Genomic DNA, 10,797 nt, shown 5'->3' on the forward strand with positions numbered 1-10,797 from the left:
CGCCGGCGACTGGAACGACCTGGACGACACCGTGCGCCGACGCCTGAAGGACCTGGGCTACTCCGAGTAGTCGCCCTTGCGACCGGAGCCGAACGGACGACGGCCCGGATCCCCTGCGGATCCGGGCCGTCGTCGCCTTCGCAGCGGGACCTCGGGCGGGAGCTACACCTCGACCGCCAGCTCGGCCACCTTGCGGGCCAGGGCCAGGAACGCCTCGCGCACCGGCCCCTCCTCGCGGGCGGCGGGCTTGCCGGCGTCGCCGCCCTTGCGGATGGCCGGGTCGATGGGGATCTCCGCGAGCAGGGGCAGGTCGTACTGCCGGGCCACCTCGGCGCCGCCGCCGCGGCCGAAGATGTCGAACTGCTGGCCGCTGTCCGGACACACGAAGTAGCTCATGTTCTCGACGATGCCCAGCACCGGCACCTCGGTCTCGCCGAACATGCGGATGCCGCGGCGCACGTCGGCCAGGGCGACCTCCTGCGGCGTGGTGACCATGACCACGCCCGACAGGGGCACCTGCTGCACGAGGGTGAGCTGGGCGTCGCCGGTGCCCGGCGGCATGTCGACCACGAGGAAATCGAGGTCGGACCACTGCACGTCCTTGAGGAACTGCTTGATGGCCGAGAAGACGAGCGGCCCGCGCCAGATCACGGGCTGGTCGGGGGGCAGCAGCAGGCCCATGCTGATGATCTGCAGGCCGTGGGCCTTCACGGGATGGATCTTGCGGTCGTCGGTGACCTCGGGGCCCTCCGTCAGCGCGAGCATCGTCGGCACCGAGGGGCCGTAGACGTCGGCGTCGAGCAGGCCCACCTTGTGGCCGTTGTCGGCCAGGGCCAGGGCCAGGTTCACCGCGACCGAGGACTTGCCGACGCCGCCCTTGGCGCTGGCCACGGCGATGACCTTGCGCACGCCGGGCAGCTTGGCGCGGTCGGCGAAGGGGTCGGGCGACTGGCCGTGGGGGCCGCGCGGGGCCTGCTTCGGCCGGCTGCGGTCGTCGATGGGCACCTGCACGGAGAGCACGCCCGGCAGCGCGGAGACCCGGGCGGCCACGTCCTCGCGGACCTTGGCGATGGTCTCGTCCTTCTCGGTGGTCTTGACCACCGTCACGACGACCTCGCCGCCGGTGACCTTGATCTCGCCGATGAGGCCGATCTTCACCACGTCGACCTTCGTGCCGGGGACGTGGACCTCCTTGAGGGCCTCCATGACGATTTCGGGATTCAGGTTCGGGCTCACGACGGGACTCCTTGGCGACGGGTCGGCGCGCGGCGCTTGCGGCGGGCGGACCGGTAGGGATGCGGGTTCAGGGTCGATGGCGCGGATCGTCCAGGACGTCCGCGAGAATGCGCGCGTGGTCGAAGGCCAGCTCCGGCAGGGCGTCGAGCGGATGCCACGCCGCGCGGGCGGCGTCGTCGCCCCCGGCCACGGCCGGCGGCGGGCCGGCGAGCCGGGCCACGTACACCACCGAGACCGTGTGGCCCCGGGGGTCGCGGTCGGGCCGACCGTAGGTGCGGAACTGGCGGAAACCCGGGTCGGGCAGGCCGGTCTCCTCGGCGATCTCGCGCACCACGGCGGCGTCGATGTCCTCGCCGTAGTCGACGAAGCCGCCGGGCAGGGCCCAGGCCCCCCGGAAGGGTTCGCCGCCGCGCTCGATCAGCAGCACCCGCGGCTGCCCGCCGCCGGCGAAGACCACGCCGTCGACGGTGAGGGCCGGATTGCGGAATCCGGCCCCCGATGCCCCTGCCGCCTGGGCGGTCACGCTACTCCTGGCCGAACGAGGCCAGCGCGGCTTCGCAGCTGTCGAAGGTCTCGAAGACCATCTTGAGCTGGGTCACGTTCAGGATGTTGTCGATGCGGTCGCTCACGTTGCAGATCTTCAGCCGGCCGCCGTTCTTCTTCAGCGTGTGGAAGCCGGAGACGAGGATGCCCAGGCCGGTGGAGTTCACCCAGCTGACCTTGCTCATGTCCAGCAGCACGTCGACCTGGCCGGCCGCGATGAGGGTCTTGATCTCGGACATGAACTTCTCGTGGTCGGGCCCGCCCATGATCTTGCCGGACAGGTTCAGGACCATCACCTCGCCTTTGTCGCTCTGCTTGATATTCAATGCGCCCTCCCGGTGCGGAATGTGCGTCCATGGTTCTTGTGCCAGTGCATATATGATAGAGTCGGGGCGAGCGGTTTCCAACCCGGATTATCGGACCAGATCCCGGGAGGTTCCCATGTCCGCCGTCCGCAGCCCCGTCCTCAGCGGCACCTGGTACCCCGACGACCCCGCGCGGCTGCGCCGGGAGGTCGATGCCTTCCTCGCCGACGCCGTCGCGGCCGACCGTCCCCGCGGCCGCCCCCTCATCGCCGTGGTGCCCCATGCCGGCTACCTGTACAGCGGCGCCACCGCCGGACGCCTCTACGGCCTGCTGCGCGACGCCGCGCCCCGGCGGGTCGTGATCCTGGCGCCGAACCACCGGGTCCCCCTGCGCCGGCTGGCGCTGAGCGGCGCCGCCGCCTACGCGACGCCCCTCGGCGAGGTCGCCGTGGACACGGCCGCCGTGGACCGTCTGGCGGCCTCGCCCGCCTTCGCCGTCGACGACTCGGCCCACGCCGAGGAGCACGCGGTGGAGATCCAGCTGCCCCTGCTGCAGCGCACCTGGCCGGAGGCGGTGCCCCGCATCGTGCCGGTGCTCGTGCCGCGGCTCGAACCCGCCGTCGTCCGGGCGGCCGCCGCGGCCCTCGGCGAGGTGCTCGACGCCGGGACCCTGCTCCTCGTCTCGACGGACCTGACCCACTACGGCCGCTCGTTCGGCTACGTGCCCTTCACCGACGACGTGCCCGCCGCCCTCGAGCAGCTCGACGCCGGCGCGATCCTGAAGGTGCTGGCCGGCGATCCGGCGGGCCTGCGCGCCTTCGGGGAGCGGACCGGCATCACCATGTGCGGCCTGGAGGCGGCCGCCCTGGCCCTGGAGACCGGCCTGCCCGCCGGCTACGAAGGCGCCCTGCTCGACTACCGGCGCAGCGGTGACCGCGACGGCGACTACTCGGTGTCGGTGAGCTACGCGGCGGTGCTGCTCTGCAGCGGCGAGCCGGCCGACGCGGCCGGACGGGCGCCATGAGCGCCGGCGCCGGCCTGCTGACGGCCCCCGAGAAGGCCCTGTTGCGGGAGATCGCCCTGCTGGCGGTGGCGGCGGCGGCCCGGGGCACCACCCCGCCCGATGCCCAGAGCCTGGCCCTGGCCGCCGCTGTCGCCTGGGAGCCGCGCCTGGCCGCCCCGCGCGGCGCCTTCGTGACCCTGCACCGGGACGGTCGCCTCCGCGGCTGCATCGGCCACATCGAGGGGCACCTGCCCCTGGCCGAGACCGTGGCCCGCAACGGGCGGGCCGCCGCGTGCGAGGATCCCCGCTTCCCGCCGGTCGGCGCCGCCGAACTGCCCCGCCTGACCCTCGAGGTCTCGGCCCTGACCCCGCTGCGGCCCGTGGCCGGTCCGGACGACATCGTGGTCGGCGAACACGGCATCGTGCTGGACAAGGGCGGGCGCCGCGCCGTCTTCCTGCCCCAGGTGGCCACGGAGCAGGGCTGGAACCTGGTGACGACCCTCGGCCACCTGGCCCTGAAAGCGGGGCTGGGACCCGCCGGATGGCAGGAGGGAGCACGATTTCACGTCTTCGCAGCCGAAGTTTTCTAGTTGTTAGAACGGTGTAAACGGGCTATTTTCTGGGCCCGTGCTTTCTGCGGCGAGGCCATGGTGGGTCGTCGTCATCGGACCGGTGCCCCCTGCCGGTCTTCATCCCCGATCTCCGAAAGAGACGGTGACCATGGGTTTGCTGGACAAAGTCGCGAAATTCCAGACCGCCAGGCAGCTGATGGCCGCGGATCTGTACAACTACTTCCGCGTGATCGAGTCCGCCCAGACCAACACGGTCCGGTACCAGGGGCGTGAGATCATCATGCTCGGGAGCAACAACTACCTCGGGCTGACGAACCACCCGAAGGTGAAGGAGGCGGCGCGGGAGGCCATCGCCAAGTACGGCACGGGCTGCGCGGGCTCCCGCTTCCTGAACGGCACCCTCGACATCCACATCGAGCTCGAGGAGAAGCTGGCCGCCCTGGTGGGCAAGGAGAAGGCCCTCGTCTTCAGCACCGGGTTCATGGTCAACCAGGGCGTCCTGAGCTCCATCGCCGGCCGCGGCGACACCATCATCGTCGACCGCACCGACCACGCCTCGATCATCGACGGCGCCCGCCTCAGCTTCGCCGACGTGCGCAAGTTCCGGCACAACGACATGGAGAACCTCGAGCTGGTGCTCGCGTCGGAGAGCGAACGCGGCAAGCTGGTCATCGTCGACGGCGTCTTCTCCATGGAGGGCGACATCGCCCGGCTGCCCGAGATCGTGGCGCTGTGCAAGAAGCACGACGCGACGCTCATGGTCGACGACGCCCACGGCGTGGGCGTGCTGGGCGACCACGGCCGGGGCACCTGCCACCACTTCGGGCTCACCGACGACGTCGAGCTCATCATGGGCACCTTCAGCAAGTCGCTGGCGTCGGTGGGCGGCTTCGTGGCCGGCAGCGCCGAGGTGATCCACTACATCCAGCACATCGCGCGGGCCCTGATGTTCTCGGCCAGCATGCCCCCCGCCTCGGTGGCCTCGGTCTCCGCCGCGGTCGACGTGATGCTCGAGGAGACCTGGCGGCACGAGGCCCTCTGGCGCAACAACGACATCATGCGCGAGCGCCTCAAGGACGCCGGTTTCGACACCGGCCCGAGCGAGACGCCGATCATCCCCGCGGTGGTGGGCGAGGACATGGCGGCCTTCAAGATGTGCCGGCGCCTGGCCGACGAGGGCGTCTTCGTGAACCCCGTCATCAGCCCGGCCGTCGACGAGGGCAACGCCCTGATCCGGCTGAGCCTCATGGCGACCCACACCGAGGACGAGATCCACAAGGCGATGGACATCATGGTCAAGGTGGCGCGGGAACTGGAGATCGTGCCCGCCTGACCGCCGTCGCGGCCGCGGCCGCGCACCGCGATGCCCACGCGAGGACCCCGGGCTGTCGGCTGGCAGCCCGGTTTCTTTCAGGAGGAAGCCCGTGTCCACAGCCCGCGAGCTGCAGCTGGTCGCCGTCGGCGCCGACAAGTCCGCCCTCGAGGCCTTCCTGCAGGTGCCCTACCGCATCTACCGCAACGATCCCCACTACGTCTTCCCCCTGCTCACCGAGATGCGCCATTTCCACGACCGTGGCCGGAACCCGTTCTACCGCCACGCCGAGGCCGAGCTCTGGCTCGTCCGGCGCGGGGACGAGGTGGTCGGGCGCATCGGGGCCTGCGTCGACCGCTACAACAACGAGCACTGGCAGGAGAAGGTGGGCTTCTTCGGCTTCTACGAGGTCGACGACGACCCGGAAGCGGCGGCGCTGCTGCTGCGCACGGCCGCCGAGTGGATCGGCGCCCGCGGCATGGACACCATGCGCGGCCCCGGCTGCTTCACCTCGAACCACGACTGGTACGGCCTGCAGGTCGACGGCCGCTTCGACCGCCCGGTGATCGGCATGCCCTACAACCCGCGCTACTACGAGAAGCAGCTCGAGGACTTCGGACTCGCCGGCGCCAAGGACCTCTTCGCCTGGGACATCCGGACCGGCGGCGAATTCCCGGAGAAGATGGCCCGCCTCATCGAGCGCATCCTGGCCCGTCCCGGCCTGGTGATCCGGCCCTTCGTGATGAAGGACTTCTTCGCGGAGGCCTCGCTCGTGCGCGACCTGTACAACAAGTGCTGGAGCGCGAACTGGGGCTTCATTCCCCTCGACGACGAGGACTTCGCCTACATGGCCAAGGACATGAAGTCGCTCGTCGACGCCGATTTCCTGCTCGTCGCCGAGATGGACGGCGAACCGGTGGGCTTCAGCCTGACGATCCCCGACTTCAACCAGGCCACCCACGGCCTGCGCGGCCGCCTGATGCCCTTCGGGTGGCTGAAGTTCCTGCTCGCCAAGCGGAAGATCGCGTACGCACGCACGATCCTCATGGGCGTGCTGCCCGAGTACCGCAAGCTGGGCATCGACATGGCCATGGTGTACCGCACCATGCAGGCCGGCTTCGCCAAGGGCATCACCGCCGCGGAATGCTCGTGGATCCTGGCCGACAACAAACCCATGAACCGGATCCTCGAGGGCTACGGCGCCGACATGTACAAGACCTACCGCGTCTACGAGAAGAGCGTGGGCTGAGCATGGACGCCGGGCCCGGCACCATCGCCCTGACCGGCGGCTCGGGCTTCCTGGGCAGCCACATCGCCGACGCCCTGCTGGCCGCGGGGCGGCGGGTGCGGGTGGCGGTGCGCCCCACGAGCAGCCGCGCCTGGCTGGACGGCAAGGACCTCGAGATCGTGACGGTCGACCTGGCCGACGCCGCCGCCTGCCGCGGCTTCGTGGACGGCGCCGACGCGGTGGTGCACTGCGCCGGCGTGGTGGCGGCCCCGGACGAGGCGGCCTACCGGCGGGGCAACGTGCGGCCCACCGAGACGCTCCTGGCCGCGGCCGCCGGGGCCTGGGGCGACAACCCGGACCGCACCTTCCTGCTCGTCTCGAGCCTGGCCGCACACGGCCCCGCCCCCCTGGACGCCCCCGCCCGCGAGGACCAGCCCGCCCGTCCCGTCTCCGCCTACGGCCGCAGCAAACGGTCGGCCGAGGAGGCGGTGCTCGGCGCCGCGGCCCGCTTCCGCAAGGTGGTGCTGCGCCCGCCGTCGCTGTACGGGCCCCGCGACCGGGAATTCCTGCCGCTGCTGCGGGGGGCCCTGCGGGGCTGGACGGTGAAGCTGGGGCGCGACCTGACCGGACTCAGCCTCGTCGACGGGAGGGATGCCGCCGCCGCCGTGGTCGCGCTGCTGGACACCCCGGCCGCCGCGGGGATCTACTTCGTCTCCGACGCGCGCACCGGCTACGACTGGGACGACCTGCGCGACGCCCTGGCCGCAGCCGCGGGCCGCCCGGTGCGCCGGATCGAGATTCCGCTCGGGGTGCTGCGCGGCGCGGCCGCCTGCGGCGACGCGATCGCACGCCTGGCCGGCGACGGCACGAGCCTGCTGCTGAACCGGGACCGGGTGCACGACCTCGCCGCCTCCGGCTGGGTGTGCGACGGCGGCCGTCTGACCCGGGACACGGGCTTCGTCGCGGCGCGCGACGCGGCCAGGGGCTTCGCCGAGACCATCGCCGCGGCCCGCGGGAGCGGATGGCTGTGACCCTGCGCCGCCGTCTCGTCGAACTCTCGCTGCGCCGGATGAACTACGACCGGCTGGTGGTGGTCTATCTCATCCTGAGCGCGTTCTACCCGGTGCTGAAGCCTTCGGTCTTCCCCGACCCCTGGCTGAATGCCCTCCAGCACGGGCTGCTGGCCCTGGCGGTGTGGTTCGTGCCGCCGCTGCTGCGCTGCAGCCGCTGGTTCCTGCCGCGTCTGCTGGGCGAGATCTATCTGCCTTTCATCTTCCCCCTCTTCTACGCGGAGATGGAACACCTCGGGCTCATCTTCTTCGACTTCGAGAACAGCCTCGACCCGGCGCTCATCGCCCTCGAGCAGAAGATCTTCGGCCTGCAGCCGAGCCTGGCATGGTCGCGGGCCTGGCCCTGGCCGTGGTTCCACGAACTGATGGAGTTCGCCTACTTCACCTACTACTTCCTGGCCGTGGCCTTCGTCGTGCTCGTGTTCCGGGCGCGGGGTCTCGCCGCGGACGAGCGCTGGGACGCGGTGCGCGACTTCATCCGCGACCTGAGCGTGACCATGCTCATCTGCTACACCATGTACACGCTCTTCCCGGCCTGGGGCCCCAAGTACTTCCGCGCCGGCTACGTGGAGGTCGACGGCTGGATCTTCACGAAGATCATGCTCTACATCCACCAGAACGGCGCCCTGCTCGGGGCGGCCTTCCCCTCGAGCCACGTGGCGGCGTCGTTCATCCCCTGGTGGCACACGTGGATCCACTTCCCGCGCCATCGCTGGTGGATGACCACCATCTTCGTGCTGCTGTGCATGTCGACGGTGTACTGCCGCTACCACTACGTGGTCGACGTCTTCGCCGGCCTGATCCTGGCCACCCTCGTGGTGTACGGCGGCCGGCGCCTCGGCGACCGGGCCCGTGACCGCGTGGCGCGCCGCCGCCGCTGAACCCGCCGCACCGTTCCCACGCGGAAACGAGGGCGCTCCCGGTGGGGAGCGCCCTCGGCGTCCTGGTCAGACTGGTCGGATCGCGTCTAGCGGAAGAGCGCCTTCACGTCGCCCCAGCTCGCCACGTCGGTGGGCAGGGCCGTGTTGATGCCGGCCACCGGCTGGGAGGGGTCGCCGGACTGCACCGGCAGCGAGACCCAGCTGCCGTCGCCGAGCTTCACGCCGGGCAGGTCGCCGGGCGCCGACGGGCTGTCGATGTTGCCCAGGTAGATCAGCGTGTTGTCGGACGCGTCGGTGGTGATGGTGAAGATCGCCAGCTTGGTCAGCGTGTTGCCCGGCATGGGTTCGGCCAGGACGGCCGCCCAGTTCTCGGGACCTGCCTGCAGCGCCGTCGTGCCCACGGGCAGATCGGCCCCCGTGACGGAGGTGCCGCTGGTGGCCGTGATCTTGACCTCCCACCCGGTGACCGAGGCCACGGTGGGGTCGGTGAAGACCAGATACGCCTGCACCGAGGCCGGACCGGCCAGCGAGAGGTTGTTGGTGGACGCCTCGTTGTCGAAGTACAGACCGAGGGCGTTGGGGGACGGGAGCGTCGCCTGGGCCAGCGCCACGCCGCCGCAGGTCAGGAAGGCCCCCAGCGCGAGCAGGGCGACCGACCGCCCCGAAGTCCGGATATTGCCGAAAAACCGCATGGTTTCGCCGCTTTCGGATTCCCCGGCGGGGGCCGGGGGGCCCGGAGCCGACAGGGCGGCCGCGGGCGTGTCCTCAAGAGAAGGCGGGCGCCTCACGGCACCCGCACGGATTTGATGTGAGAAGATGATAGCACACCACAGGAAAAAAAATCAACCATCATGTGCGTATATCTAAAAATAATTCGAAAATTTTGACTGTTGATGTGGCCCGCACCCGGCGGGTCCTGGCCCTAGCCTCAGGTGAAGCCGCCCTGGCCGCAGCCCCCACCGGCCGGGAAACCGCCGCCGGAACTGCCGGTGGCGAAGCCCGAAAGCTCCCGTTCGGTGCGCGGGGAGCCGCAAGCGGGGCATTTGAGCTTCTTCTCGGCCAATTCGGCCGCCGTCATCAGTTCCTCGAACCGATGGCCGCACTTCCGGCACGCGAATTCGTACAGGGGCATGGTTTCCTCCCCGGCGGCCGCGCCGCCGCTGTCTAGGGCGCGGATTCGTCGGTCTTGCGGCCGGACTTCGTCTTCTCTTCCCGATCACCGATCGAGCACTGGGTCGGCCCTCAACCCGGTTTGAGACCCAGGCGGGGAAACACGAAGTTCACCACCACGAAATAGATCACGATGAAGACGAGAAACTTTTCCATGGTGCCCTTCTCGCCCGCAGCCGGCCGCGCCGACTCCGATATCTGCGAAACCCATTGACTACTTGTCCGGCCCCAAGATAGTCATGGAAAACGTCCCGTCAAGATCGCAACCACCCGGGACATGTTTGGCCGCGCTTCCTAGAACGTGCTCCGCACCCAGCCCCCGTCGGCCACGATCTGCTGGCCGGTGATGTAGCCCGCGGGGCCGGACATCAGAAAGGCCGCCAGGGCCCCCAATTCGTCCGGATCGCCCAGGCGGCCGGCAGGGATCTCGCCGGTCCAGCCGTCGAGCACGTCCTGGCGGCTGCAGCCGGTGCGCTCCATGCGGGCGGCGATGAGCCGCTCGACGGCGCTGGTCGTGTGGTAGCCGGGGGCCACGGCGTTGACGGTGACCCCGCGCCCGGCGTACTCGTCGGAGAGGGTGCGCACCAGGGCCTGCACGGCCGGGCGCAGCACGCTCGAGAGCATCAGGTTCTCCACGGGCTGCTTGACGCTCACCGACGTGACGACGACGACCCGCCCCCAGCCCCGGGCAGCCATGCCGGGCACCACGAGGCGGCACAGGCGGACGGCGCTCTCGACGGTCAGGGTGTAGGCGGCGCGCCAGGCTTCGAGGTCCAGATCCTCGAAGCGGCCGGCGGGCGGTCCGCCGGCGTTGACCAGCAGCAGGTCGGCCGGGCCCCGGGAGGCCACGAATCCGGCCACGGCGTCGGGATCCGTCACGTCGACCAGGTCACCCGTCACGGGGGCCGCCCCGTCGCCCCGGGACGCCCGCGCCCGGGTGTTCAGCTCCGCCAGGGCGGTGTCCAGGTCGTCGCGTCCCCGGGCGCAGAGCGCCACCGAAACCCCGGCGTCGACCAGGCGGCGGGCCGTGGCCAGGCCGAAGCCGCGCGAGCCCGCGGTCACCAGGGCCCGGCGCCCCCCGATTTCCAGATCCATGCTGCGTCCTCCCGTCAAGTCGGTTCCGTATCTGCCGATCAGGAACACCATGACACGCCCGGGGTTCGGGCGCCACGGGAATCGCCCGCCGCCGGGGCGCAGCGGGGGCGGCACGTCCGTTGCAGGTCCCCGGTGGACCGATCCGCAACGGGGAAGCCCGGGAAACGATGGGGAGCGATCCGGCATCCGGACGGCAGAGACACCGTGCGAAGGAAGATCCCGCATGTTCAAGAAGTCGCAATCCGCATTGGACCAATACAAGCAGAGACGGGGCGGCGAGGTCATCGAACCGCCCTCGCACGTGACGCGCATGCGCCGCTTCCGGCACTGGCGGACGGTGCGCCTCGGCGCCTTCGCCGGCGCCCTCGCCCTCACCTGGCTC

At 70.6% G+C, this 10,797-nt stretch carries 12 protein-coding genes; 6 read left to right on the forward strand and 6 right to left on the reverse strand.

Features of this window, described 5'->3' with window-relative positions; genetic code table 11:
- Positions 1-162: 162 nt before the first annotated feature.
- The 3 genes from KDM41_15255 to KDM41_15265 all read right to left on the reverse strand — a co-directional run bounded on the left by KDM41_15255 (position 163) and on the right by KDM41_15265 (position 2,105).
- The gene (locus KDM41_15255) at positions 163-1,206 is read right to left on the reverse strand and encodes an Mrp/NBP35 family ATP-binding protein (protein ID MCB1184785.1); all 1,044 of its coding nucleotides are present in this window, start codon (positions 1,204-1,206) and stop codon (positions 163-165) included.
- 97 nt (positions 1,207-1,303) lie between these two features.
- Entirely contained in the window at positions 1,304-1,759 is a 456-nt protein-coding gene (locus KDM41_15260) for an NUDIX hydrolase (protein MCB1184786.1), read from the reverse strand.
- A gap of 1 nt (position 1,760) precedes the next feature.
- A complete protein-coding gene (locus tag KDM41_15265; GenBank protein MCB1184787.1) occupies positions 1,761-2,105 on the reverse strand; it encodes an STAS domain-containing protein in 345 nt (114 codons plus the stop codon).
- A 115-nt stretch (positions 2,106-2,220) separates the two neighbouring features.
- Here KDM41_15265 and amrB point away from each other — a divergent pair, with 115 nt between their 5' ends.
- From amrB to KDM41_15295, 6 genes are all read left to right on the forward strand, one after another.
- Entirely contained in the window at positions 2,221-3,108 is an 888-nt protein-coding gene (amrB, locus tag KDM41_15270; protein MCB1184788.1) for an AmmeMemoRadiSam system protein B, read from the forward strand.
- Positions 3,105-3,677, forward strand: a complete 573-nt coding sequence (gene amrA, locus KDM41_15275) for an AmmeMemoRadiSam system protein A (protein ID MCB1184789.1) — start codon at positions 3,105-3,107, stop codon at positions 3,675-3,677. The genes amrB and amrA overlap by 4 nt, the downstream gene beginning before the upstream one ends.
- Positions 3,678-3,807: 130 nt before the next feature.
- Complete coding sequence (locus KDM41_15280; protein MCB1184790.1) at positions 3,808-4,992, forward strand: aminotransferase class I/II-fold pyridoxal phosphate-dependent enzyme; 1,185 nt, start codon at positions 3,808-3,810, stop codon at positions 4,990-4,992.
- Between the two features lie 91 nt (positions 4,993-5,083).
- A complete protein-coding gene (locus tag KDM41_15285; GenBank protein MCB1184791.1) occupies positions 5,084-6,220 on the forward strand; it encodes an N-acetyltransferase in 1,137 nt (378 codons plus the stop codon).
- 2 nt (positions 6,221-6,222) lie between these two features.
- Positions 6,223-7,230 (forward strand): NAD-dependent epimerase/dehydratase family protein, encoded by a 1,008-nt coding sequence (locus KDM41_15290; protein MCB1184792.1) that lies wholly within the window; start codon positions 6,223-6,225, stop codon positions 7,228-7,230.
- The gene (locus KDM41_15295) at positions 7,227-8,150 is read left to right on the forward strand and encodes a phosphatase PAP2 family protein (protein MCB1184793.1); all 924 of its coding nucleotides are present in this window, start codon (positions 7,227-7,229) and stop codon (positions 8,148-8,150) included. Before KDM41_15290 ends, KDM41_15295 begins: the two co-directional genes overlap by 4 nt.
- Positions 8,151-8,236: 86 nt before the next feature.
- Here KDM41_15295 and KDM41_15300 read toward each other — a convergent pair whose 3' ends face one another.
- From KDM41_15300 to KDM41_15310, 3 genes are all read right to left on the reverse strand, one after another.
- Entirely contained in the window at positions 8,237-8,842 is a 606-nt protein-coding gene (locus KDM41_15300; protein MCB1184794.1) for a hypothetical protein, read from the reverse strand.
- 236 nt (positions 8,843-9,078) lie between these two features.
- Positions 9,079-9,282, reverse strand: a complete 204-nt coding sequence (locus KDM41_15305; GenBank protein ID MCB1184795.1) for a zinc ribbon domain-containing protein — start codon at positions 9,280-9,282, stop codon at positions 9,079-9,081.
- 332 nt (positions 9,283-9,614) lie between these two features.
- On the reverse strand, positions 9,615-10,415 hold the full coding sequence (locus KDM41_15310) for an SDR family oxidoreductase (protein MCB1184796.1): 801 nt from the start codon (positions 10,413-10,415) through the stop codon (positions 9,615-9,617).
- Positions 10,416-10,797 lie beyond the last annotated feature (382 nt).

Source organism: bacterium (assembly GCA_020440705.1).
In the GTDB taxonomy this organism is placed as follows: Bacteria; Krumholzibacteriota; Krumholzibacteriia; order LZORAL124-64-63; family LZORAL124-64-63; genus JAGRNP01.